We start from the raw sequence: 24,731 nt of genomic DNA, 5'->3' as shown, positions 1-24,731 counted from the left end.
TGACTTAGAACGAATGGGAGGTTTATTCATGACGCGAATTATTTTGGTACGTCACTGTGAGGCAGTAGGGAACACCTTGGGCGTGTTTCAGGGAAGCACGGACTGTGACATCAGCGGGCACGGCAAAGAGCAGTTGGAGCTTTTGGCGCTTCGTTTTCGCAATACGCCGATTGACGCGATCTACGCAAGCAATCTGAAGCGTGCCCGCAAAACGGCGGAAGCGATTAACCGTTACCATAACTTGCCGCTTCAAATCGAGCCTATGCTCCGCGAAATGGACGGCGGCGACTTTGAAGGAAAGTCCTGGAGCGAGCTTGCGGAGCTTTACCCAGAGGAAATCGAAAAATGGTACGCGGATCCGGGCGCTTTTTGCCCGGCAAACGGTGAACCCGCCAGCATGGTGTATGACCGGATGTGGAAAGCCGTTACCGGCATCGTGCAGAAAAATAAGGGCAAAACCGTTTGCTGTGTTTCGCACGGCTGTGCAATCCGCAACTTTTTGTGCCACGCCTTGAATAAGCCTCTTGAAGAAATGCGGGAAGTCCCCGGTTTGTATAATACGGCGGTCAGCATCGTTGATTTTGATGACGAGATGCACTGCAATGTGGTGCTGATGAACGACGTGTCCCATCTGCCGCCAGAAATGTATGAAAACGGAAAGGGCGCATGGTGGAAGAAAAGAAATCCTGAAAAATGCGCGGCGCGGAGGGATTCATGAAGATACTGGCTGTTGATTTGGGACTTGCCCGTACGGGGCTTGCCATTTGCGATGAAAACGAAATACTGGCGTCCCCCGCGGGCGTGATCAGCGAGCGCAGCAGGGAACGCCTTGCGCAGGCGATTGCCGCACGCGTAAAAGAAGAAAATGTGAAGTGTATTGTGGTGGGCCTGCCCCGGAATATGGACGGCAGCGAAGGGGAGAGCGCCAAAAATGCCCGCGCCTTTGCCGAACTGCTGAAAACACAGGTTTCCGTTCCAGTTGAAATGCGTGACGAGCGCGGCACTACCATTACGGCCCATAGCTTTCTGAACGATACCGACACACGCGGGAAGAAGCGCAAGGCGGTAGTGGATGCAGTTGCCGCAACGATCATTTTACAAGACTATCTGAACTTCCGTAAAAATCAGAAACGCGGTAAAGTGCTTTCTGCAAAACCGTTTATACAAAAAAGGGGCAATTAGTCCAATTGGACTAATTGCCCCTTTTTACTGTTTTATTCTATCCTCTGAATTCGCTTTTTTTCTTTCGTGTTTAATCGCGGTTTTTCCCAAGAAAGAAGAGGGCAATGGTGCCCGGGCCGGAATGGGCCCCGATGACGGGACCGATGGAATTGATTTCAATGGATTTTACATGGAAGTTTTTTCGAACCTGCTCTGCTATGTATTCCGCGTCCTCCAGGGAATCGCCATGGCTGATAAAGATCATCTGTTTATCCGGATCTTCCACAGTAAGCTTCATATGGTGTATCAGCGCATCCAGCGATTGCCGGCGGCCCCGTACCTTTTCAACCGGAATCAGGTGCCCCTCGCTGTCAACGTGCAGCACGGGCTTAATCCCAAGCATCGTGCCGACCAACGCCGCCGCACCGGATACCCGCCCGCCGCGCTTCAAATGGTTCAGGTCATCCACCGTGAACCAGTGGGCAAGGCGGCCCCTGTTTTCGATCAGCCAGTCGCGTACTTCGTCAATGGAAGCGCCGTTTTTACGCATTTTCGCTGCGTAATATGCCAAAAGTCCCTCACCCATGGACGCGGCCAGCGTGTCGACGGTGAAGATTTTCCGGTTTGGGTACTTTTGGGAAAGCTCTTCTGCGGTTAGCCGCGCGTTATTATAAGTACCGCTCAGCCCCGAGGAAAAGGCGATGTATATGACATCCTTGCCGGATTGCAAAACCGGTTCGAAATATTCGGTAAAGGTTACAGGGCTGATTTGATTTGTGGTGGAAGTTTCCCCATTGCGAAGGCGCTCATAAAAGTCGCGGGAGGACAGTTCGCGTTCGTCCGGGTAATTGCTGTAAGATACATCTCCTATCGTAAAGGTCATCGGAATTACCTGAATATCCAGTTCTTCTATGAGTTTAGGGGAAAGATCCGTTGTAGAATCCGTTATAATTTCATATTCGCTCATCTTGTTTTCTCCCTTCTGACAGAACAAATTATATCGTATCCGCTCGGCTGTGTGTAGAGACAGAATTCACGGACTGTCTTATGGAACCATGGGATTTCTTTAAAATATATATCTGACCGGCGTTTTTTTGCCCGGACAGCGTCGCGAAATGCCTCGAATACTTCCTTGCTGAAACGAAGAAACACCTTTGCCGCCTGCACATCGCCGCTCAACCGTACTTCCCAGAAAAGAAAAAGCTTCTGAAAACTCAGAAGCTTTACTGCTTTTTAAATTAATCCCGCCTGGCCGTAATGTGCTTAAATAACCTGCTACCGTCAAGCAGGTGGGTGCTGGCCCAATGGTTTCATACTCCCTTCGTCCGGCAAAAGCCGGGAGGTCTGAAGTCCGCCACCGGAGCGCATGCTCCCTATTATCATTTTGTAGGGTTATTTTGCAACGGTCCGCGCACCAGGCAGGGTGAAAGCGTCCATCATTATTCGTCGTCGATCTCTTCGGAATCGTAAAGCTCCTCGAAACGGCTTTCAAAAAGCTCCGCCAGCTTATCAAGAAGTTCTTCGTCTTCGACTTCGGCAAGTTGCTGCTCGCCATTCTCATCGATCGCTTCAAAGATATAGTAGGTACCCTCCGCGTCGACTTTGTCCTGCGGATCCTCAAATGTCGGCAGTAACGCGTAGAAACAGCCGTCATCGTTATCAATTACGTCCAAGACTTCAAATTCGTGCTCTTCGCCCTCGTCGTCGACTAGGGTAATTAAATCCGCACCATACTCGTCGTTCACAGGGGTCATCTCCTCTTGTTTAATTTGTCTATAGTTATTCTACCTTGCCGACCTGTCGAAGTCAACAGGAAAATTCAGATACAAAAGAATAAATAAAAATTTCAAGAATTTATTAAAAATTATATTGACATTTACTAGAAATCAGTTATAATATAATCAGGAAAGAGAGAGGGATGATTAAGGACGGCGTTCGAAAAACTGCTAATTAAGGTGGCACCACAAGAATGGCGCCATGAAAAAGCAGGGGAAGGTAGCGCCGGAAAAATCGATCTTCTTGAAAGGGGTGGGTCCAATGGGCAGTAAAATATCCTCAGAAACGCAGTATCCAGTTCGTTGGGCACAGCGTTAATTCCTGAATAGTGTAAATTTAAAGAGGAATGTTTTGGAATCCTTTTCACAATTGAAAGGGGAAAATCATTGAGCATTCAGAATTCCATACATTGGTTAGGGTCTTAGCGACACGATTTTGCAACCCGTTTTTAAGCTTTCTTAAAAAGCGGTTCGTTTAGGACATTTTAAGGGGTGAGTCCAAAATACAGTTAAGTACGCAGCTCTAACAGAAACAAGAAATTGGTGGTTCCGATGTTTATTTAATGGATTGGATTCTTATTCGGGCTCCGGCAGGATTGCCGGAGCTTTTTTATTCTAAATCGGCATACAACTAATGTGGTTTTATCAAACGGGATTTTTATTGGAAAGCGGCTTTCTTACCCTTATTATATGTAAAATACAAAAATTTGTTCAAATGAAAGCTTTTTAGTTTTCCCCGGATAGCCAATTTCTAATGAAAAAACGGGTCGGAATTTGTTGACTAATTTTGCGGTATAAACTGTTAATAGGCAGATAATTATGTTAAGATAGAAGAAATACAATATAAAGATGTGATTGTGTGACAAAGACCGAATTTTTAACAAAAACCGACCAATTTCTTAACAAACACTTTTCTGGAGAATCCATCCATTATCGCCAAGTAATTTCTATTATTTTACCGATTTTAGTTGATCAGGCGTTTATCATTTGTCTGAGCCTGCTGAATACCGCGATGATCAGCTCTTCCGGTGTGGCGGCGGTCGCCGCCGTAAACATGGTGGATTCTCTAAACATATTCTTAGTCAATGTTCTTATTGCCGTTGCGACAGGTGGCACCGTGGTTGTTGCGCAGTATAAGGGAAGCGGGAACGACGCCATGGTGTCGAAAGCCGCGGCCAATTCGCTGACTTCCGTATTTCTTCTGGCTTTTGTAATTAGTGCGGCGGTCGGCGTTTTCCATACCCCGACGCTGAACCTGTTGTTCGGAAAAGCGGATGCCGAAGTTTTCGAAAATGCAAAAGTATATCTACTGGGAAGTTGCCTGTCCTATTGCGGCATAGGGACAGTAGAAGCGGTCTGCGGCGCTCTTCGCGGCGTGGGCGAAACAAAATCCTCCCTCCGGCTTTCTCTTGCGATGAACCTTTGCTATGTTGTTCTGAACTTTGTATTTATTACGATTTTACATATGGGTGTTTTCGGGATGGTCATTTCCCTGAATATCGCCCGCTATGTAGGTGCTGGCTATTCGATTTATTACCTGCTGAAGGGCGATACCACCGTCCATTTTAAAGTGAAGGACGCCCTGCAGATTAGTACATCCATGCTGAAACGGATTTTCTTTGTCGGGATTCCGTTTGCCGCCGAGCAGATGTTCTTTAACGGTGGGAAAATTCTGACGCAAACCTTTATTGTTCAGCTTGGCGTTTATGCCATGGATATCAACGCGATCTGCAACTCCCTTGCCGGGCTTTTTCAGATTCCGGCAAACGCCTTGATCCTGACGACGGTTACCGTGGTCGGCCAGTGCATGGGACGGCGGGATATTCAGGATGCGCGGAAATTCATCCGCTCCTTCCTCTGGCTGTCGTCGCTGTCCTTTGCGGTGACCATGCTGCTGATCATGCCGTTTATACGCCCGCTCTTGACCCTGTTCCATCCGCCGGAGGCGGTTGTCCCCACGATTATCCAGATCATGTGGATAACTACGCTGGCAAATATACCGGTATGGTCCATCAGCTTTTTAACCCCAGCTGCGCTTCGTGCCGCGGGGGATTCCAAATTTACGTCCATTTCTTCCATGCTCACCATGTGGTTGCTCCGCGTGGTGCTTGGGTATGTTTTGGGGATCGTGCTTTCGTTCGGGATTGTCGGCGTTTGGGTTGCCATGATTTGCGAATGGGGCGTGCGCGGACTCATATTCCTACTGCGGTTCCATGGGGATAAGTGGTACCAGCACCATCTGATCGATAATTAATTCTGTATGGAAAACTGGTGCGGCGCGCTGCCGTGACTTTCTGGTAGTTCGGGATTGACGGCACGCCGATTTTTACACACCTGTCACGACAAAAGGCGTTGATCAGGAAAAAGACAGCTTTTTTACGACTTATAATGGGATGCTGATGGGTCGGTGAATTATATCTGGAATACCATAGGGGTACTTATACCTCCATGGCGAGGAACAAACGCGGCAACCGCAAAAGCAAATTTGCACTAATGAATCTGGAACTGATTTCCGTTTGGGCGGAAGAATACGGCGTCGCATATCCGGCGGAAGAAATCAGCACTATGTGGCGGACGGTTCTTCTGAACCAATTCCATGACATTCTTCCGGGTTCCGCCATAAAAGATGTTTATGATGTGACCAGAACGGAATATGCGGAAATACAGAAGAAATCGGAGGCTCTGACTAAAGAACGCTTGGATGTGATCGCTTCCGCGCAGGGGACGGGGAGGGATTCGGTTGTAGGCCAAGCTTGGAAACGATGCGGGAATCATCGGCGCCGCGGTTTTAAAATAAATGAACCTTTCTATACTTTTGTATTAATGATTTTTAAAAATTATTTAGTGGAACTATTGACAGGACGAATTTCTTGATATATAATTAGGACGAATCAAAAAGAAAATTACATATTAAGGTGCAAATTTGTCGAAAGGCAAAGACGCTAAACTATAGGGCCTAAGGATTTTATAATCTATGGCAGCCAGTTCCCTTTTGCAAGGATTTTTGGACGAATTTTTCTATCCGCAATTGGCTTTATACCATTGCGGATTTTTTTTATGCAAACTTATCGAAAGATAAGGACGCTAAGCCATAGGGTCTAAAGGATGACGTCCCATGACAGCCGGTTTCCTTTTGTGCATAGAGAGCATTTTTGAATGTATCTCTTTAGCCCACAACTGGTTAAGTTGTGGGCTTTTATTTTTGTTTGCAGGGGTTGGGGTATAAAGATGTTAAAAATACTTTTTGCATGCGCAGCGGGGGTTGTCGGGTTTCTGTTCGGTTTGTATTTTCCCGATATAGTAAATTCCCTGATAGTGAGAAAGTGCGGACAGAAAGGCAGAGAGCTACCGGGCAAACTGGAATTTGGCAATACTGTCAAACTTGCGGTTTCTGTTGGCTTTTTCTTCGTTTTTAGCGGGATATCTTACCAGATATTCTCTGCAAGGTCTCTCTTTCTTTGTGCCTTTGTTGCCATTACGGCCGTTGCCACCGTAATTGACCATAAAATCCGCATTATCCCGAATGAGATTTGTTTGGCGCTGGTTGTTTTCGGGCTTGCCTACCGCTTTCTGGTGAATGGAATATATGGACTTTTAGAGTCTGTGGAAGCGTGTGCACTAGTTATAGGTATTTTCTTGATTTATTATGTAATCTTCTGCAGAAGAAAGGGATTTTATAATGGCATTGGGGCAGGAGATATCAAACTGGCGTTATCGACAGCTGTTGTCGTGGGATTTCCGGCAGTCATGACCTCGTTACTATATATGTCTGCCGCGCTGATTATTTATTGCGTCGGCGGATTGCTGCTGAAAAAGCTAACGCTCACCAGCCTTTTCCCGATGTGTGGATTTATCATGATCGGTTTTCTATTCGGCGTATTTGCCGCTTGAAATAATTTCTGAAAGAAAGTGGGTGGTTCATTTGTTGGGAGCCTTTTTGGAACAGGAAGATGGACAGAGTATGGTGGAATACGGCCTTATACTTAGTCTGGTAATTCTTGCGGCAATGGCAGGTTTTTCAGCCTATTCGAGTGAAGCGAGAAAAATGCTGGAGAGAACTTGTAACACGGTGGGGCAAGCTTTACCCCATTAAGACAATAATTTCTTTCGTCAAAAATCACCGGAGGGTGAATTTTTGAAATAAATTTATTTTAGGGAAGGGGGGGAATAGACATGAAAAACATGCTCAACTGGCTTGCAAACGAGGAAAGCGGCCAGGGAATGGTGGAGTATGGCCTGATCCTTGCCTTGATTGCTGTTGTAGTTATGGGCGCAATGTCAGGCATTGGTACTAAGCTTCAAGGTATGTTCAATGATATGGCAGGTAAAATTGCCGGAAATACTTCTACCAAGTAATTTTCAAACAAAAGATGCGGAGCAAGAGGGGGAACCCCTTTCATACAAAAGGGATTCTCTCTCTTTCTCAATTGATTAAGGTATGAAGCATTTGTTGAAAAATGACGGGGAGTTAAAGAATAGTAAGTCATATTCATGAGTATTGAACAAGCAAGACATAGGAATTGTATTATGAGCAGAAATGGATTTTTAAAAATGTATGGAGAACGCGGGCAGGGTTTGGTGGAATTTGCTCTGGTACTGCCGGTTCTTCTGATCATATTGGGAGCGGCTGTTGATCTTGGTAGAATGATTAATTACAAAATCATCCTGCAGAATGCTGCTTCCGACAGCGTAAGAAGTATGAAACAGGAGTCCGACCTGAATCCGGATGTCATAAAAAGCAAGCTGTATGAAAAGTACGGGGACCAGCTCGATTTCAGTCAGTTTCAAGTCCGTTCTTCCGGCGGGGATGTTCAGCGAAAATATTATACATACCATGCGAACAGCTGGTATGGGTTTGTTGACAGAACGAGCTATTACGATTATTTTGACGCAACCATATCCGTAAATTATCGCATGAAGATGGCAACGCCCGTTATGGCAATGATTGCGGGGGAAGCGGTTACGCTTTCTTCGACGTTTACCGGTCAGGTTTATATAAACGGGTATAACGGATAAATGGGAAGTGAACACATGGGCGGTTTTCTTGGAAGAAAAGATGAAAAAGGGCAGAGCTTGGTGGAATTTGCACTTGTTCTACCATTTTTTCTGCTTATATGTTTTGGAATTATCGATTTTTCATGGATTATGCACCAATCTATCACGTTTAATCATGCGGCTCGGCAGGCGGAATGGGGCGTTACTATCACCGACCGCTCCGAAGATTACCCTGTGTCTGTGTACGGGAGGGAGGCAGCATCGCTGATTGTCGGGAAAATGTTGGAGGATTCCACTTTAAAGAAAAGCAACCTGACAATTTCCAATCCTTCTGTTGATATACGAACCCAGTACCAGCAGTATTATCTTCCGGCTGCGAATGGAGGGACAAGGCGAAGCCTACGAAAATGGCGGCTCATTACAGTAAAGGCTGATGTGAATTATGAAGTTCCGTTACTTACCCCGGTCGCCAAAACATTGTTTAACGGAAATCTGACTTTGCATAAAAGCATCAACAAAGAAAGAGTATTAACGTTCAAAGACCGCAATACATAAAAGTGATTCCGTCAATTCTTGAAATTGTTTTGAGGTTTGATTCATGTTGGAAAAGAAGACAAATGAAAAGGGAAGCATCAGCGTTCTTTTTGCATTTTTATTTGTGGCTCTCATGCTTTTTACAAGTTTTGCTACCGACGCCGGAATGCTGTACTATCAACAGCTGCGCTTGAAGGAAGTCGGAAATGTGATTCGCGAAGCAAGGCTTAACAATGAAACGGTTCTCCAAAATTCGACGCATCCAGCCGAAACTTTGGAGAGGCTTGCAAAGGATTATGCGGTGAAAAACGGGCTGCGCGCGGATCAGGTCACGGTTGACTTTGCCGATTTGGAAAATGAATCGACATATACACACCGATATTATGAGATGAACATCTATCTGACGGATACGTATCAATATAAGGCATTAAGTATTCTTGGTTTTCGTGAACAGAAGATCCGGGTTACAATCCATGGTTACGGAGATGTCGAAAACTCGGCAGGAGTATGGAAACCATAGAAGTCAAAACAAGATGGGAAATGCATAATCAAGAACAGGAAAACCGGCAGGAGGAAGGTATATGAAAAAAGTCCGTATCATTGCGGGTATAGCAGCTTTGCTGACTTGTTTTTTGGTTTATTCCTTTTTCAGCGGGAACAATGAGGCGGCAAAGCAGGAAGCTATGATGACGGTGCTGGTGGCGGCGAAAAATATTCCCGCCCAGACGCAGATTACAGACGACATGGTTGCCGAAAAGCAGATTCCGAGCAGTCTCGTGCTGCCGGATACTGTTCTGACAAAAAGCGATGTGGTGGGGAAGTACTCCAATGCCAGTATAGTTGCACAGGAGCCGCTATTGAAAGGAAGATTTACAAAACCTTCGGAAAGCGGACTTGCCTATACTCTCAAGAATGGAATGCGGGCAATTACGCTTACGGTGGATTCCGAAACGGGAATTGCCGATATGGTAAAAGTAGGGAACCGGGTCGATATTATCGTAGTGTCTTCCGATGAGAAGAATAAAAAGAACAGCAAGGCGGTTACTTTTTTGCAGAATATAGAAGTGATTGCGCTCGGCGGTGGAACGGATTCGAAAGGTTCATCCGGCTACGAGGATGTGACGCTGTCCGTTACACCCCTGGATGCGGAGAAGCTGTCGCTGGCGGTGTCAACGTATGGCCGAGTGAAAGGCAACAACAGCCTCAGGCTTGTTTTGCGCCCTCAGGAGGACAAGAATACGGCGGCTGTTAAGAGTGTAACCATTCAGGATATTATGGGATAAAGGAAGAAGAGCCATGAAGATCAAGGTATTGCTGGTTGGCCGGGTGGAAAATTTGGCGAATATGCAGCGGATGATTCAACATGATAGTGATATTTCCATAGTCGGAACCGTGCAGGCAGAAGCGCGCGTATTGGATGAGATCAGTTCTTCCAACCCGGACGTTGTCGTTTTGCACGTGGATCAGGGAAATGTGGTTTTCCGAATCTGCGAACAGATTTATTTGCTGCGCCCCCGCTGTATTCCCGTTCTGCTGGCGGAAAATCCCGATATGAAAGTCCTGCAGCGGGCAATGCACGTGGGAGTTCATTATGTGTTTCCTGCTTCTATGGAAGGGTCCGAATTGGCAAACCATTTAAAGAACATTTTCGCCAATGAAACCGCACGGTTATCGGTTTTGCAAAAAGGGGCGGAAGCCAATGTCCGATCACGGATCATCATGGTTTTCGGGGCGAAAGGCGGTATTGGGAAAACAACTTTGGCGGTCAACCTTGCCGTTAGTCTCGCCAGCCGGGGAATGCGCGTTGCATTGCTGGATCTGGATATGCAGTTCGGGGATATTGGGATTTTCCTGAACTTGCATTCCTATGAGACATTATCCGATCTTCTGGAAGAACAGAATAACCCCACGGCCGACACAATCCGCAGGCACCTTGCCATCCATTCGTCCGGCGTAAATGTTTTGTGCGCCCCCAAAAGTCCGGAATACGCAGAGAATATATCTGCATGGCAGATTGAGAAAATCATCACGGCGCTTCGCGCTTATTTCGACTACATTGTAATCGATACAGCAACCCTGTTCAGCGACATCAACCTGTCCTGTATTGATTCCTCGACATTGATTATGTTTGTTACTGGGTTGGATATCGCTGTTCTGCGGAATTCTCAAAAAGGGATTGATCTTATCGGTTCCCTCAAGCAGAAAGAGAAAATCAGGCTGATTCTTAACCGTGATTCACAGACGGATATCACAAAGACAGATGTTGAGAGGATTTTAGGCTGTCCAATCTGGCACAGCGTGGAAAATGACGAGAAAGCTGCTGTGTCTGCTATAAATGAAGGAATACCTCTTATTACCGGATTTCCAAAAAATAAAATCAGCCGCGATATTGAAGAAATTGCAGCGCACATTGACGAAGAATTAAATGCGGACGGCAGCAAAACCGTAAAGCAGAAGAAAAAGCAAAGGCGTGTGTTTTGGAGGTAAGAATGCATGGGTTTATTGGAAAGGTTGGAGAAAACGCAACAGATTGAGCCGGATAATGCTTATCGGGGAAATCAAAGTAAAGTTGATTTTGACAAGTATGCGGAGCTGAGGGAAAAAGTTCATCAGGAGGTCATTGAGCTGGTTAATTCCGGCGAATTCGGAAATGACGGGGATGAAACGATTTCTTCGGCTGATCTTTTAGAATCCATACAAAATATTGTTTCAAGGCAAAATGTACCGTTGACGAGGTCGGAACAGAATCAGGTCGTTCAGGAGATTTTCGACGACGTAGCGGGGCTGGGACCGCTTGAGTCCCTTTTACGGGATGATACCGTGTCGGAAATCATGGTTAACGGGGCCCGCAATGTGTATGTTGAGCGGGGCGGCAGAATCGAGCCGCTTGGAAGCGTTTTCCGCGATAACGCCCAGGTCATAAACGTGATCAATCGAATTGTTTCATCCGTTGGCAGACGATGCGATGAATCCAGCCCGATGGTTGACGCCAGGCTTCGCGACGGTTCGCGTGTCAACGCGATTATTCCTCCGCTTGCCTTGAGCGGCCCGACCATCACAATTCGAAAATTCCCGAAAAGATCGCTCAAGATCAGCGACCTTATCAATGTAAATTCCCTTTCTTACCCGATGGCCTCTTTTTTGGAGGCATGTGTAAAAGGTCGGGCAAATATCATTGTCTCCGGCGGAACAGGCAGCGGAAAAACGACCCTGCTGAATGTCCTGTCTGATTTTATCCCGGAAAATGAGCGCATTATTACCATTGAAGATTCCGCCGAACTTCAGCTGATGCAGCGCCATGTTGTTACGCTGGAAAGCAGGCCCGCGAACGTTGAAGGGAAAGGACGCATTACCATTCGCGACCTTGTACGAAATTCCCTGCGTATGCGGCCGGATCGGATTATCGTGGGTGAGGTCCGCTCCGGAGAAACGCTGGATATGCTTCAGGCGATGAATACGGGGCATGATGGGTCGCTTACTACTGCACACGCGAATTCTCCCCGGGATTTGATTGGAAGGCTTGAAACAATGGTGCTGATGTCGGGAATGGAATTACCTGTCCGTGCGATCCGGGAACAGATTTCATCTGCGCTTGATCTTATTGTCCATCAGGCAAGATTCCGGGATGGCAGTAGGAAAATCGTCAATATTTCTGAAATTGTGGGCATGGAAGGCGATGTGATTACCCTTCAGGATGTATTTACTTTCCGCGAAGAGGGCTACGACGGAAACGGAAAGATTAAAGGCAGGTTTTCCCCCACAGGCATACGGCCCCATCTTGCCGCACGGCTTTTGGAGCAGGGAATTCCCGTCCGGGATGAATGGTTCCGTGAAGTGTCGTAATTTTGACAGAAATGGGGGAATTCCATGAAATATATTCTTTCCATAAGTTCTGCGGTTGCGGTGTATTGTTTCGTCAGCCTGCTCCTTATGCACGCTTCAAAGAAGAATTTTCGCGTAAAACGCCGTATTGCTTTCTTTGCCGCAAAAGAAGGTGCTGCAGGGGATTCTTCCCGAAAAAGCATTCATAGGAAAATAAATCTCAGGTTTTTAAATATCCCGCAAAAAATCGCCTCCGGATTGGCGTCGGCCGGCATTCCCCTCACGCCAGATGAATTTATCCTGTTATGGGCCTGTGTTTCTATCGTTCCACCGGTTATCGCTTCTTTCTTCTTGGGATTATGGGTATCGCTGCTTCTTGTCGTCCTTGGGGTGGCAGCACCTCCGCTTTATGTGAGCAGAATGCAGAAAAGACGGTTGTCTTTATTCAACCGCCAACTGGAAGATGCGCTTCTGGTTATCTCGAACAGTCTCCGTGCCGGTTTTACTTTTGAGCAGTCACTGGAAAGTGTTGCAAACGATATGCCGCCGCCGATCGGGGAAGAATTTTTAAAAGCAATCCGGGAAGTGCGCCTGGGAGTTCCCGTCGATATGGCGCTCAATTCTTTGGCGGAAAGAATGCAGAGCCGGGATTTGCGGCTTATGAATTCGGCGGTCCTGATTCAGCGTCAGGTTGGAGGAAATCTCTCGGAAATCTTAAGTAAAATTTCCGAGACAATCCATGATCGTATTCAGATTCAAAAAGAAATTAAAGCGCTGACCGCGCAGGGGCGAATGTCGGGAGCAATTATCAGTATCCTGCCCGTGTTCCTTTTCCTGGTGATGAATATTATTTCACCTGGCTATTCAGCGCAACTTTATCAGAACCCGATGGGAATCATGATGCTTGTAGTGGGAGTATTTATGGAAATCATAGGTTTTCTCGTTATTCGCAAGATCGTAAATATCCGTTTTTGAGGTAGAGAATATGCAGGCAATATGCAGCGGAGTTTTGGCCTATCTTCTGGTTCTGCTGTTTTTTGGCAGAAAAGAAATGAAAGCGGAACGTCTTCAGAAAAGAATGGCCGCAATTAATTCAGGCGGATCGGACTCCCTAAATGAAGAAAGTACAGATGTTTCTTTTTTTGACCGCATTTTAAAACCGTTTGTAAATCGCATTATTGTTGGAATTTCCAAACTGATTCCGAAAACGCCCAAAAACCTTCAAAAAATAAATGCCCGGCTCAGGCTCGCCGGTATCCATATGAAGGACAGCGAGTATCAGGCTATGGTCATCCTTGTCACCCTTTCCTGTGGGGCGTTGGGCGGTTTCTACGGGCTTTGGATGGGTCAGCCGCCGAAGCAGATCATTCTATTTGTTCTATATGGAATTTTAGCAGGTTATATTCTGAATCGATTTAAGCTCGAAAGCGCCATTACGCGCCGGAAAGAAGCCATGGCAAGCCAGCTTCCCGAGCTTTTAGACCTTTTAAGCGTCAGTATGGAGGCCGGCTTGGGGTTTGATCAGGCGGTTCAGTACGTCACAAAGAACAACGAAGGGCCGCTTGCAGAGGAGTTGGCGGTTGCCCTGCGCGAAATGACGCTTGGAAAATCTCGCAAAGACGCCCTGCGGTCCTTAGCCCAACGGTGCGAGGTTGAAGAAGTTAAAACTTTTGTCGGGGTAGTGGTTCAGGCGGACGAATACGGCTTTTCCCTAAAAGACATCTTGCGCGCGCAGGCGGATACAGTCCGCATGGCGCATAAGCAGGAGGTTAAGGAAAAAAGCATGAAAATTCCAATCAAGATTTTATTCCCGTTGGTTCTTTTCATTTTCCCGGCTTTGTTTATTGTCCTTCTCGGACCATCTGTTCTATCAATTATGAAAATGTTTACGGAGATTTGAAAGATGAAAGTAATGCAAAATGGGGCTGTTATTGCAGATCGCGTTTCTATTGCGGACGGTTTTCTAAAAAGGCTGAAGGGCCTTATGGGGAAGAAAACCTTACGAAAGGGAGAAGGTCTCTTACTGGAAAATTGTTCTTGTATCCATACCTGTTTTATGAGATTTGCAATAGATGTTGTTTATTTCAGCAAGGAATACAAAGTATTATATGTCGAAACGCTTCCTCCATGGCGGGTAGGCAGAATTGTGAAAGGGACTAAAAACATTCTGGAGCTTCCCGCGCATAGCGCCGCAGGCCTTGCTGTCGGCGAGGCCTGCACCATAGAAGGCGCATAGACAAGCGTTATTACTCCATAAGCGGTGAAAGGATATGGTTCGGTAATGGAAAAAAAGGTTTATCAGATGACAACAGAACCGGAAGATTTCTATGATGATTCAGATCTCTATGCAATAAGGAATCGTAGCGAACAGGAAGATTTAAAAGACAAACTGAAGCCTTCGCTGTTGGGCGGGTATGCAAAAAAGGACGTGGATCACTTCATTGAGGAAATGAAAGAACGGGAAAGGCGCATGAAGGCCAATCTGGAGCAGCAGGTCAAAGACCTTTTGATCGAACGGTCAAACCTGAACCATGAGTGCCGCTTGTTGAAATCGCAGTTGAGCGAAACAGAGAAAATCGGGGCGGATTTTGAAAAAGTTCAGGAGCGCCTGCAGCAGTATATGAAAGAAAAAACGGATTTGCAGGCGATTCTTGATAAAACGCAGCAGGATTATCAGGTACTGCAAAGATCCATGGAAGAGATCACGGAAAAATACAACCGCAGCTGCGAACAGATGCAAAATGTTGAGTCGGACGAAATCCGCACCCTTAAGAAGCGTCTGGAGGAATTAAAAACCTATTGCGCCGGCTTGGAACAACATGTTGCCGGCACAAAGAAAGAGAAAAAGAGCCTTCAGGATGAAGTGCAGCGGCTAAATGAGGAACTGGCGCAGAGGGGCGGGGATAATTCGGAATTAAGCAGTTTGCAAAGCAGCTTCCAGTCCCTGCAGTCTAAGTATGCTAGCCTTGAAAAAAGTTTTCAGGAAAAATCCTTGGCGTTGGAAAGCGCACAGAAGGAATTCTCCCGGCTGGAGAATGAGGTTACCCAGAAAGAGGAGCAATTGCGCCAGATGGAGGACAGATATGCCAAAGAAGTGGAGCGCACAAAAAGGCACTTCCGGCTTTGGGTTCATAAAATGCAGAAACAGCGGCAGCAAATCCTTTCTTTGCAGAAAGAGGTTGATAACGGCATAACCGCGAGGGCGACACTTGAACAGTTGCAAAAAGAGTACAGCGATTTGCACAATGATTATCTGCGGCTGAAAGATCTTGTCAGCGTCCTAGAAAATCAGAAAGAGGACATGCAGGTTGTGCTGTCGAAATATCAACATCAAGAGCAGGAGAATATTTCTTTAAAAAGAAGAAATGCCTGCTTGTGTCAAGAGATTCGAAATGTCCATCACTCTGTGCAGTATATTCTCGATCAAATGGATCGGCAGGCAAAGGCCGCAAAATCACTTTTGGAACGGTCGAAAGGCGAAAAAGAGCAGTTGAATATCTTAATGCGCGAAAAAACCGATCTTCAGGTAAAAAATGTAAAGCTGTTGGCTCAGCTAAGTGCCGGAAACGACCGAATTCAGAGGCTCGAAGAGGAGAATGCTCAGCTCTCTCAGCAGTTAAAAGCATATCAGGAGGAAATAAATGTCCCTGAAAAGCTTAACAAGGATTTCAGCGGTGCTGTTTCCAGCCACAAGTTCGAGGATTCCGGGGATGACCAAGGGGAAACAGTTTCGTCTGGTCAAAAAAATATTCTTTTTCCATTTGAAGAGGCTCAGCAAAAGGCAAAAAAATTAGCAGAATGGACGTATATGGAAAGCGGGCAAGAAAATTAAAAGTCGTTCTTAAAAGCGGGACCTTTAAATTCGGGCCCTGACGGGATGGTGAAGTCAAAATGACAATGGATGCAGCTCAGTTTTCAAAAATGAAATATTTATTTCAAACGATGGATAAGCAGATGTTTCTTCAGCACTATCAACGCGATTTTTTTAATAATCACTGTGAAAAAGATTTATTTGAACTGTTTAGAAATATCCCTTCCCGGACCTATCGGGAGAAAATGCGTAAGCAGTGGATTGTGTGCCAGAAAGTAGCCTTGCGTTGTTCCGCAAAATTCTGTGTTTACATTGTAAATCCTGAAGACCATTTTACAGGGTATCTTGCGTTGTGTTCCGAAATTGATCCGAAGTGGAATCAGAACATATTGCGGAAAATAAAAATGCCTATGCTGGAGGAATATGCGCAAATCTATGAGGACTGCAAGTCGCAGGAATTGGTAGTCACCTATTTGTTTGCCGTGCTTGCCAGTCAGTTTAAGGAAGTTGTATTTTCCACGAATTCCACAACCTTTGCAGGCCTTTGCTTTGGCTCGGAGGAATGGATGTTACCCATTTATCCGAAAAAGCAAAGCCGGTATTTGGTGGTTCAGTAATAAACTGCTGCTTTGTGTGCAGCAGCGGGATGTTTTTTGTTCAAATGGAATCACAGTGCGAATAAATACATGCTGGAAGAAACGAAAAGGCAATGCAGAAAAAAAGCAGCCCCAAGACAGACGAATTCCCTTGGCACAATGGATTACGGCCTCCTTCGGACCGTAGGGAACACGCCTTTGGTGCTGCGGAAATACCCATCGGCGTATCGATGGGGTTGACATAATATAACCTTTGTTTATTAGGCGGTGAATGAATCATGAAATTTCCTGAACGTTTACACAATTTGCGTAATCAAAGAGGGCTTTCACAGGCGCAGCTTGCGAGAGATATAGGCGCCCATCCAATGTCTATCGGAAATTACGAACGAGGGAATCGGTACCCCTCGGTTCTTACTTTATGCTGTCTTGCTGAATTTTTTGGAGTGAGTACGGATTATCTTTTAGGCAGGACGGACAAGATGTAAAATTGGCGGGTGAGTTTTCAAAACGTTCCGAGGAAAAACGAATACGATTTACCGGGAACCTCCAAATGGCAATTTTCATATGGAGGTTCCCGGTTTTCTTCCTTGTTTCGGGCAAAAAGCGGTATGCGCCGCTATTTGGCTGTAACTGGGCAAAAAAAAAACGCAGCCATTCGGCCGCGCCTTTTTTATTTTCGGTTATCAAACGCAGGATTAAACGCATAGAAGTTCTTCGAATCCAGTTGGTCGGTAATAATGCGCAGCCCTTCGCCAAAGCGCTGGTAGTGCACGATTTCGCGTTCACGAAGAAATTTGATTGGGTCGCGCACATCCGGGTCGTCGGTAAAACGCAGGATGTTGTCGTAGGTGCTGCGCGCTTTTTGTTCGGCCGCCAAATCTTCGTGGATATCCGTTATCGGGTCGCCCTTCACCTGCAGATATGCGGCGGTGAACGGCATACCGGATGAGTCGGCGGGATAAACTCCGTTCGTATGGTTAACAAAGTAAGCGTCAAATCCGCCGGCTTTGATCTCTTCTTCGGTAAGGTTCCGTGTTAACTGATGGACAATTGTGCCAATCATTTCCAAATGTGCCAGTTCTTCTGCTCCATAAGGTTATCCGTTATCCGTATGTCCTTTTTGCAGGCGTGGGAAAAGGATCAGTTCAAAGCCGTCCGGCGCGCCGTTCCGATGCGTCCGGACGGCTTTCGTATAAATCACCTTTTTTAAAACAGACTTGAGAAGCGCGTTTTTTTCCGCCGGAGTCCCGTATTCATACCGTGCGAATACGGGATCTGTTTTTGGCAGGATTTCCTTATTGCGCTCAGGTTTAAGCGCCTGTATTTCCGCCTGGATTTGTGTAATCGTTTTTTCTGTATATTCCAATTGTTCCAGATTCCTTTTCAGGCGTTCTTGGAATATAGGGGTGGTATAAACGCCCTTTTCGAAAAATTCATAAATCCGTTCTTGCTGTTTTATCAGCTCTCTCTGCTTGCGAATCATTTTCGCGAGGGCCTGCTTTTTCCACTCTGATTGCGGCGTCTGGCGGGATGCGGCTTCGTATGGAAGCTGATAACCGGATAGCCAGCCGCGCAGCGCAAGCAGGATTCGATCCTCGGCGCAGTCCAGCCTACAGCTGATGTTCCGGCAGGCGGGTGCAGGGCACATCAGCGTGGCGGCCGCCCCTTTTTGAGGGCGGCGTACCATTTTCCGTCCGCAGATCCCGCAGACCACCAGCCCGGCAAGCGGGTTTTGCGTTTCGTATTCTCGTGGGCATGGGCGGGAAGGGTTTTCTTTCAGTCGGCGCTGTACCGTTTCCCACGTTTTATTATCAATCAGCGCCGGATGCAGCCCGTCCTTTAGAATCCAGTCCTCCGGTTTTGCGCGGGGGCGGGTTTTTACCATTTCGCCGTTCTCTATTTTCCTCCGGACGGGCCGCGCGTTCCATCGGACTTTTCCGATGTAGACCGGATTGCGCAGCATCGTCTGGATGGAAGAGGCAGTCCAGACGCAGCCCTTTGCGGCTGGAATTCCCAGGCTGTTGAGCTTGCTGGCGATTTTGGAAATACCGGTTTCGTCCATGCCGCCGTCTGCCCTTTTTTCGCCGTATGCATACAGGCTGAAAATCAGCTTTACAACGGGGGCCTGTTCCTCGTCGGGTTGAAGGGTATAACCGCGGCCGTTTTCAATTTTCACGCGGCGGTAGCCGTATGGTGGTTTGCTTCCGTTATATTTACCTTCCATTACCGATGCGATGCGGCCCCGCTGTAAACGCCGGTTGATGGTTTTGTACTCACGCCGGCTCATAAATAATCCGAATTCGAAATATTCCTCATCGTATTCGTTATTCGGGTCGTAGGTTTTCATTGGCGTAATGATCTTGGTCCCGCTCAATTTGAAAGTCTGGGCAACAATGCCCTGGTCGATTGTGTCGCCGCGGGCGAGACGCTCCACTTCCATTACGAGTACGCCGTCCCAGACGCCTCGTCCCACCTCGGCCAGAAGCCGCTGCATGACCGGCCTGGCTGCGATGGTTTCGCCGGATACGATTTCGCGGTAGATTTCGGATATTTCCAAATGTAGCCGCCTGGAAAGCTCCAGCAGCGTTTTTTCATGGCGGGCAAGCGTTTCGCCCTCGCCGCGGGCTTCCGCTTCCGCATCCGCGCGGGATTTGCGTAAATAAAGGCAGTAGGGCATTTTTTTCGCCTCCGTAGAGAGTGGTGTCATAGGACAATTCTCAATAGGAATACACATGTAGCGTGGTGATAATCATGCTTGCGAAAATTCCGGCTGAAGGGGAAATCGTAGAAGAATATTCCATTGGGGGGACGCGGATTCTTTTCTGCGACGCCGCCTTCGCGGACAATGCTCCGGACGATGAACGCAGGATTCTGAGTCAGGCGGCGCAGGCTTCGATAAACATCCTTTTGAAAGGACAAAACAGAAAATAGGGGAATCTTTGCAAGCCGTTTTATGTATATGGAAAAAGCGCCTGCCGAATGTATCAATAGGCGTTCAGTCGAACTACATAGCCATGACTCGAGTCTTGCTAATAGATAGGATTGTTTCTTTAAAAAAGCTTCATTTTCTCCCACAGGCTTACAAGCCAGCTTAAGTTCGAATTTTGCTGCATACTTCCCACCGATCACAATTCGGCAAAGAAAAGTATCCAAATATACAGCCGATCGTATTTAAAGAATGTCATCAACATTGAAAACGCCAAGGCAGGTAACGAATTGAACCGACTCGATGGCTGATATTCCAGAACCATCTCCTTATAAATATAAAATCATTTTTTTCAATTTTATAAAGACAACATAGGAGGGATATTGCAACATATTTTTTCAAATATTTTTAAATTAGCAATTTGCAGCAAACGGGTTTCGAAATTATAGAAAAGAAGACATGGATTTTTCCATGTCCTCTTTTCGTTATTGCGCGGGCTTCGCGCCGATTGCGTTTAAATATTCCTGAAGGGGTTCCAGTTTTTCGTAGAGAATAACAATCAGATCGCCGGCATCTGCACTTTCAACGGCTGCTTTCAGAGCTTCCAGCTCGTTTTCGATGACCGTTACTTTTTCTTCATCGTAATTTTTTTCGAGGATTGCGCTTTTAAACAGATTGGCTACTTCCAGCGGTTCCCTGCCGCGCTTGTCCTCATCCTCCTTAATATAAATCCGGTCGAAGGATTCGGCGCATAAAGCGCCTACCGAGCGGATGGCTTTATCGCTGCGGTCGCCGGGCATCCCGATTACACCGACCAGTCTTTTCGGCTGAAAGTGTTTGCAGGCCCGAATGACCTCTTGATATCCCGGAAGGTTATGCCCGTAATCAAGCATAACGTGAAAATTATTCACATCATATAAGCTGAAGCGTCCGCTGTTTTGTTTATACGACCGCAGGCCCTGTGCGATTCTATCGGCGGGAATCCCCAGCGCATAGAGGGCTGCGGTTGCGGCCAGCGAATTTTCAATATTGCATGCAATCTTTCCGCCGCAGGTGATCGGGACATCCGCTGCAGGAAGAAGGGAAATCAGGGTTTCTTTTTCCTGTATGCGAATCCATCCGTCCTGTGCAAACACCCGGATCTGCTCCTCTTTGCCGATTTTTTCGAAACGGTTGTTTTTTGAAAAGAGGACGATATTTGCCCTTGTCCGTTCCGCCAGATAGGGGGTCATACCGTCTTCCGCGTTCAAAACAGCGTAGCCGTTTTCCTTAACCGCTTCCGTTACCAGAGATTTGACGTAAGCGAGGTCCTCCAGCGTTTCGGTTCCGTCCATTCCCAAATGGTCTTCGCCAATATTCATCACAATTCCGACGTCGGCCAGATCATACCCCAGACCTTCCCGGATAATGCCGCCGCGTGCAGTTTCCAGAACCGCACAATCGATATCCTTATTCGATAAAAGGGTTTTGGCGCTGCGCGGCCCGGAATGATCGCCTTTAAAAAGGCATTTTCCGTTCACAAACGTTCCGCTGGTGCTGGTCAAACCAACCTTTCTGTCGCATAAAGACAGCGTGTGGGCTATCAGGCGCGCCGTTGTGGTTTTTCCATTGGTTCCGGTAACGGAAACAATGGGGAAGCGGATGGATTCGTCCGTAGGGAACAGAAGATCCACAATGTCTGCCGCAACATTCCGCGGCGTGCCCTGGCTTGGGTAAATGTGCATGCGAATGCCGGGCGCGGAATTTACTTCCACAATCACGCCTCCGGTATCCAAAATGGATTTTGAGATATCCTCCGTGACGATGTCGATTCCCGCAATGTCAATCCCGATGGATTTCGCCGCCCGGACGGCAAGCTCCGCGTTTTCCGGATGAATCTGGTCGGTGCAGTCGATTGCCGTGCCGCCGGTGCTCAGGTTCCCGTTTGCGCGAAGCTTTACCACCCGGCCTTGCTCCGGAATGGAATCCACCGTCAAATTTTCATTTTCCAGGATACGGATGGAAATTTCATCGATCTTGATTTTTGTCAGGGGCTTTTCGTGCTGTTCCCCGCGGTTTTCATCCAGATTTACCAGATCGACCAGTTCCCTGACCGTATGCTTTCCGTCGCCGACAACCATGGCGGGCAGGCGCTTGGCAACCGCGCTCACTTTATTGCCGACCACAAGCACACGGTAATCGTTTCCCCTTACAAATTTTTCAACGATCACCCCGCTGCCGTATTTGCATCCCTCGCGGAACGCGTTTTTAATATCTTCTTCCCGGTCTAAATTTAAAACGACGCCCTTTCCCTGATTGCCGTCACAGGGCTTCAGCACGACGGGAAGGCCGATCTGCTTTGCCGCGATGACGGCGGAGATTTCGGAATAGACCACCTTTCCGTACGGCACGGGAATGTGGTTTTCGGCAAGAATGGTTTTCGTAAGCTGTTTGTTGCAGGAGATGTCGGCGGCGATGCAGGATGTTGCGTCCGTCAGGGTGGATTCCACAATCCGGCTGTACTTTCCGTAGCCGAGCTGCACAAGGCTTTCGTGGCCGATCCTCGTTACCGGAATGTTCCGGCGCTTCGCTTCCTGCACAATCGCCGTGGTGCTTGGGCCAAGCTCCGCATCGATGGAGATTTTTTTTAGATAATCCATAAAGAACTGCGTGTCGGGTTCTGTGCCGTTGAGAAAACAATTCAAAATAAAAACAGCGGTTTTCCCGCATTCCAGCCCGCAGACCTCGTTCTGAAACTCATAAACAAGGTAGTAAACCGAAGGCTCCTCCAGCACACGGGTTTTCCCGAATTTTACTTTGTAGCCGAGCATGTACTGCATTTCCAGAATAACATGCTCAAGCACATGCGCAAGGTAGGTCCCTTCTTTCAGCCGTTTCAGGAAACCGCCCTCGTACCCAAGACTGCAGCAGTTTTTTCTAAGCCCCGGAAAGGCTTTCAGCAGGCGGTCATGGAACCCCTCGATATCCTTTGTGGGGATATCCCAATATTCACCGATGTCCACGATCAGTTTCATAATGGGCCTGTGGCAGTAAATATTCCGGCCCGGATAGGTAATAAAGTCCAGAATTCGTATTTTATCAGTTCCCATCTTTTAAACGTAAGACCTTTCTTTCAGTCAGATCAAATCCATACCCCTGGGGAAGCGCGTGAACCGTTACGCCCATAATGGCAAGGATCTCATCCGGGTTTAGTTCGGAAACATTCGAACTCTGAATGGTTTTCCCATCAATGATCGTTACCGCGTTCGAGCCGATAATTTCGAAGTGCAGGTCGGGGTAAACTTTGATGGCGGTATCCTCGTCAATACCGATTCCCAAAACATCCGGGTTCTCCGCCACCCCGCAAAGCAGCCGCCCGAACCGCCCGCGCTGATCGAAATGCTGGTCGATAATCACGCCGTTCAAAAGGCCCAGCCCCGGCGCCATTTTCAGGGTGCATTTCCGGGCGGGCTCATTGTCTTTCCCCTGAACCACCATGGTGGAAGTCATTACGGACGCGCCGGCGCTGGTTCCCATAATGATTCCACCCTCGTCGTAAAGATTTTTTATTTCGCTGTATGCCTTTGTTCCGCCCAAAATGCTTGTGATGCGGAGCTGGTCGCCGCCCGTCATAAAAATGCATTTGGATTTTCGGATCATTTCGCAGTAATGCTCATTTTCCGCGTTCTCGCGCGTGTTGATATTTAAGATTTCGATATTGGTTACGCCAAGCCGTTTGAATACCTCGTGATAATTTGCCCCGACCTTTTCCGGGTTTTCCGTCGCCGTAGTTAAGACCGTAAGAATATCATTATCGGAGAGCATTTCGGGCGCTTGCTTCAGGATTACGCTTTCGCCGTTCTTATCTTCTGCGCCGCCGATAATGATAAGGTAACCTCTTTTTTGCATTCTTTTCACCTGTGTTTTCATATTCTTTCAACAGTTTCCCTGCGCTGAAAAGTTTTTTTATTTCGTAATTTCGGCTGATGACCAGAATGTCCGCATCGCTTCCTTCCAGAAGCGCTCCTTTTCGGGGGTATAGCTTCAATACTTTTGCCACATTCTGCGTCACCAGGCTGAATGCGGTTTCCGGGTCGATTTTTTTATAAGTAATACAGCGGAGAATGTCCTCCCACAAAGTATGAATGCGGCTGACAGTACCGTTTGGATTACTTCCGTTTGCATCAGAACTGACTGTAACGTTTTTCAAACTGCATCCGGATCGGATCAGCCGTTCTACTGCGTCCGGGACGGAAATCCCGTCGGTTTCGCCGGTTGTAAGGTCAATGCAACCCCCAGACTTGCAGTATTCCACCGCCTGTCCAAATAATTCCCTGTCGCGGTTCACATGGGTGGGGACAAATTCTTCCATAGGCAGTTCGCTGTGCTCCAGCATCTGCAGAACAGGAGCCAGCCCCTGTTTCCCGCTGCCCATATGCAGGTGCAGAACGCCGGCTTTTTTTCCAAGGAGTCCTCCTAAGTGGGTGTCCGACGCCATTTTCAGCATCTCATGCAGCCCGCAGTGGGAGGAACGGTGGTCTGAAACGGCAATTTCGCCGATTCCGATTACCTTATCAATAAATGCCAAATCGCGCACGATGCTTCCGGTAAAGGTGACGGGCGGCATGGAATATGCACCGGAATAAAGATAGGTTGTGATTCCCGCCTCCTCCAATGCTTTTGCTTTTGCGTAAAGGGCGTCTAGGCTTCGGGTACAGCTGTCCGCGCCCAGCAATCCCACAAGGGTGGTAACGCCGGTTTCCAGAATTTCGTTGGCCTCGATTTCCCCAATGCGGCTTATAAAGCCTCCTTCGCCGCCGCCGCCCAGAATATGGACGTGCTGGTCAATCAGGCCCGGCAAGGCGATTAGGCCGCCGCAATCGTAAATGTGTACATATTCGCTGTTTAGGTGGATTTCGGGCCGTATCTTTTCAATTTTTCCCCCGCTTATCAAAATATCATTTTTTCCGATGTGTTTTGGGGTGTAACATTCAAGGCCCTTTAAAAGAACAATCATTTTGCCAGATTCCTAACATTCCGGTTTTAAGTTTTATTATGGGATACTATTTTGTTTTTTATGCTTTCTTCCCATGATGATTTGTTCGAATTTCGATAAAAAAAGAAGGCCCATG

At 47.3% G+C, this 24,731-nt stretch carries 25 protein-coding genes, 1 other RNA gene, 1 pseudogene and 2 riboswitches; of the genes and pseudogenes, 19 read left to right on the top strand and 8 right to left on the bottom strand.

From position 1 onward, the window contains the following. Positions 1-28: 28 nt before the first annotated feature. Both P9B68_RS02680 and ruvX read left to right on the top strand, forming a co-directional pair. Positions 29-718 carry a histidine phosphatase family protein gene (locus tag P9B68_RS02680; RefSeq protein WP_135657881.1) on the top strand — a complete coding sequence of 230 codons (690 nt, stop codon included), beginning with the start codon at positions 29-31 and terminating at the stop codon, positions 716-718. Then, on the top strand, positions 715-1,182 hold the full coding sequence (ruvX, locus tag P9B68_RS02675) for a Holliday junction resolvase RuvX (RefSeq protein WP_277668416.1): 468 nt from the start codon (positions 715-717) through the stop codon (positions 1,180-1,182). Before P9B68_RS02680 ends, ruvX begins: the two co-directional genes overlap by 4 nt. Before the next feature lie 70 nt (positions 1,183-1,252). On the opposite strand, the gene P9B68_RS02670 is transcribed toward ruvX, so the two are convergent. The 3 genes from P9B68_RS02670 to P9B68_RS02660 all read right to left on the bottom strand — a co-directional run bounded on the left by P9B68_RS02670 (position 1,253) and on the right by P9B68_RS02660 (position 2,906). Then, a complete protein-coding gene (locus P9B68_RS02670; RefSeq protein WP_135657885.1) occupies positions 1,253-2,128 on the bottom strand; it encodes a DegV family protein in 876 nt (291 codons plus the stop codon). 270 nt (positions 2,129-2,398) lie between these two features. Continuing rightward, positions 2,399-2,589: non-coding RNA, 6S RNA (gene ssrS / locus P9B68_RS02665), on the bottom strand. 11 nt (positions 2,590-2,600) lie between these two features. Beyond that, positions 2,601-2,906: a DUF1292 domain-containing protein gene (locus tag P9B68_RS02660; RefSeq protein WP_135657888.1), complete on the bottom strand. Its 306-nt coding sequence runs from the start codon at positions 2,904-2,906 to the stop codon at positions 2,601-2,603. A gap of 889 nt (positions 2,907-3,795) precedes the next feature. Between P9B68_RS02660 and P9B68_RS02655 the strand changes: the two genes are divergently transcribed. The 16 genes and pseudogenes from P9B68_RS02655 (at position 3,796) to P9B68_RS02580 (ending at position 17,179) form a co-directional block, all read left to right on the top strand. Beyond that, entirely contained in the window at positions 3,796-5,190 is a 1,395-nt protein-coding gene (locus tag P9B68_RS02655) for an MATE family efflux transporter (RefSeq protein WP_135657891.1), read from the top strand. A 146-nt stretch (positions 5,191-5,336) separates the two neighbouring features. After that, positions 5,337-5,592 (top strand): annotated as a pseudogene (locus P9B68_RS02650) (hypothetical protein); the annotation flags it as partial. Positions 5,593-5,842: 250 nt separating this feature from the next. Next, a riboswitch (cyclic di-GMP riboswitch) is annotated at positions 5,843-5,929 on the top strand. Positions 5,930-5,984: 55 nt separating this feature from the next. Continuing rightward, a riboswitch (cyclic di-GMP riboswitch) is annotated at positions 5,985-6,070 on the top strand. A gap of 94 nt (positions 6,071-6,164) precedes the next feature. Then, on the top strand, positions 6,165-6,827 hold the full coding sequence (locus tag P9B68_RS02645; protein WP_167875146.1) for a prepilin peptidase: 663 nt from the start codon (positions 6,165-6,167) through the stop codon (positions 6,825-6,827). Between the two features lie 282 nt (positions 6,828-7,109). Next, entirely contained in the window at positions 7,110-7,292 is a 183-nt protein-coding gene (locus tag P9B68_RS02640; RefSeq protein WP_207669542.1) for a Flp family type IVb pilin, read from the top strand. A 171-nt stretch (positions 7,293-7,463) separates the two neighbouring features. Beyond that, positions 7,464-7,952, top strand: a complete 489-nt coding sequence (locus tag P9B68_RS02635; protein ID WP_167875147.1) for a TadE/TadG family type IV pilus assembly protein — start codon at positions 7,464-7,466, stop codon at positions 7,950-7,952. A 15-nt stretch (positions 7,953-7,967) separates the two neighbouring features. Then, positions 7,968-8,486: a TadE family protein gene (locus P9B68_RS02630; RefSeq protein ID WP_135657897.1), complete on the top strand. Its 519-nt coding sequence runs from the start codon at positions 7,968-7,970 to the stop codon at positions 8,484-8,486. Positions 8,487-8,529: 43 nt separating this feature from the next. After that, positions 8,530-8,985, top strand: coding sequence for a TadE/TadG family type IV pilus assembly protein (locus P9B68_RS02625; protein WP_135657900.1), 456 nt, complete (start codon positions 8,530-8,532; stop codon positions 8,983-8,985). Positions 8,986-9,046: 61 nt separating this feature from the next. Beyond that, a complete protein-coding gene (cpaB, locus tag P9B68_RS02620; protein WP_135657903.1) occupies positions 9,047-9,748 on the top strand; it encodes a Flp pilus assembly protein CpaB in 702 nt (233 codons plus the stop codon). Positions 9,749-9,761: 13 nt separating this feature from the next. Further along, positions 9,762-10,952, top strand: coding sequence for an AAA family ATPase (locus tag P9B68_RS02615; RefSeq protein ID WP_277668415.1), 1,191 nt, complete (start codon positions 9,762-9,764; stop codon positions 10,950-10,952). A gap of 6 nt (positions 10,953-10,958) precedes the next feature. Beyond that, on the top strand, positions 10,959-12,308 hold the full coding sequence (locus P9B68_RS02610) for a CpaF family protein (protein WP_277668414.1): 1,350 nt from the start codon (positions 10,959-10,961) through the stop codon (positions 12,306-12,308). A 24-nt stretch (positions 12,309-12,332) separates the two neighbouring features. Continuing rightward, complete coding sequence (locus P9B68_RS02605) at positions 12,333-13,262, top strand: type II secretion system F family protein (protein WP_135657911.1); 930 nt, start codon at positions 12,333-12,335, stop codon at positions 13,260-13,262. 10 nt (positions 13,263-13,272) lie between these two features. Beyond that, complete coding sequence (locus P9B68_RS02600; protein WP_135657914.1) at positions 13,273-14,187, top strand: type II secretion system F family protein; 915 nt, start codon at positions 13,273-13,275, stop codon at positions 14,185-14,187. A gap of 3 nt (positions 14,188-14,190) precedes the next feature. Next, positions 14,191-14,523, top strand: a complete 333-nt coding sequence (locus P9B68_RS02595) for a DUF192 domain-containing protein (protein WP_135657916.1) — start codon at positions 14,191-14,193, stop codon at positions 14,521-14,523. Positions 14,524-14,568: 45 nt separating this feature from the next. After that, positions 14,569-16,119, top strand: coding sequence for a coiled-coil domain-containing protein (locus tag P9B68_RS02590; RefSeq protein ID WP_135657919.1), 1,551 nt, complete (start codon positions 14,569-14,571; stop codon positions 16,117-16,119). 59 nt (positions 16,120-16,178) lie between these two features. Next, positions 16,179-16,715 (top strand): hypothetical protein, encoded by a 537-nt coding sequence (locus P9B68_RS02585; protein ID WP_277668413.1) that lies wholly within the window; start codon positions 16,179-16,181, stop codon positions 16,713-16,715. Positions 16,716-16,972: 257 nt separating this feature from the next. Beyond that, positions 16,973-17,179: a helix-turn-helix domain-containing protein gene (locus tag P9B68_RS02580; RefSeq protein WP_135657928.1), complete on the top strand. Its 207-nt coding sequence runs from the start codon at positions 16,973-16,975 to the stop codon at positions 17,177-17,179. A 185-nt stretch (positions 17,180-17,364) separates the two neighbouring features. On the opposite strand, the gene P9B68_RS02575 is transcribed toward P9B68_RS02580, so the two are convergent. Together P9B68_RS02575 and P9B68_RS02570 are read right to left on the bottom strand one after the other, a co-directional pair. Further along, a complete protein-coding gene (locus P9B68_RS02575; RefSeq protein WP_407932260.1) occupies positions 17,365-17,772 on the bottom strand; it encodes a manganese catalase family protein in 408 nt (135 codons plus the stop codon). A gap of 18 nt (positions 17,773-17,790) precedes the next feature. Beyond that, positions 17,791-19,371, bottom strand: coding sequence for a recombinase family protein (locus P9B68_RS02570; RefSeq protein ID WP_277668412.1), 1,581 nt, complete (start codon positions 19,369-19,371; stop codon positions 17,791-17,793). Between the two features lie 74 nt (positions 19,372-19,445). Here P9B68_RS02570 and P9B68_RS02565 point away from each other — a divergent pair, with 74 nt between their 5' ends. After that, positions 19,446-19,625 (top strand): hypothetical protein, encoded by a 180-nt coding sequence (locus P9B68_RS02565; RefSeq protein ID WP_135657933.1) that lies wholly within the window; start codon positions 19,446-19,448, stop codon positions 19,623-19,625. A 480-nt stretch (positions 19,626-20,105) separates the two neighbouring features. Here the strand turns inward: P9B68_RS02565 and cphA are convergent, their stop codons facing one another. Genes cphA through iadA form a run of 3 tightly spaced genes read right to left on the bottom strand, consistent with a single transcriptional unit; the run spans position 20,106 to position 24,616 of the window. Beyond that, positions 20,106-22,709, bottom strand: a complete 2,604-nt coding sequence (cphA, locus tag P9B68_RS02560) for a cyanophycin synthetase (protein ID WP_277668411.1) — start codon at positions 22,707-22,709, stop codon at positions 20,106-20,108. Beyond that, a complete protein-coding gene (locus P9B68_RS02555) occupies positions 22,699-23,508 on the bottom strand; it encodes a cyanophycinase (RefSeq protein WP_277668410.1) in 810 nt (269 codons plus the stop codon). Before P9B68_RS02555 ends, cphA begins: the two co-directional genes overlap by 11 nt. Continuing rightward, positions 23,462-24,616 (bottom strand): beta-aspartyl-peptidase, encoded by a 1,155-nt coding sequence (iadA, locus tag P9B68_RS02550; RefSeq protein ID WP_135657940.1) that lies wholly within the window; start codon positions 24,614-24,616, stop codon positions 23,462-23,464. The genes P9B68_RS02555 and iadA overlap by 47 nt, the downstream gene beginning before the upstream one ends. Positions 24,617-24,731: the final 115 nt, after the last annotated feature.

Origin of the sequence: Caproiciproducens galactitolivorans, assembly GCF_029266045.1 — a bacterium.
In the GTDB taxonomy this organism is placed as follows: Bacteria; Bacillota; Clostridia; order Oscillospirales; family Acutalibacteraceae; genus Caproiciproducens; species Caproiciproducens galactitolivorans.
Note: the sequence above shows the minus strand (reverse complement) of the source record. Positions and strands in the feature narration are given on the sequence as shown.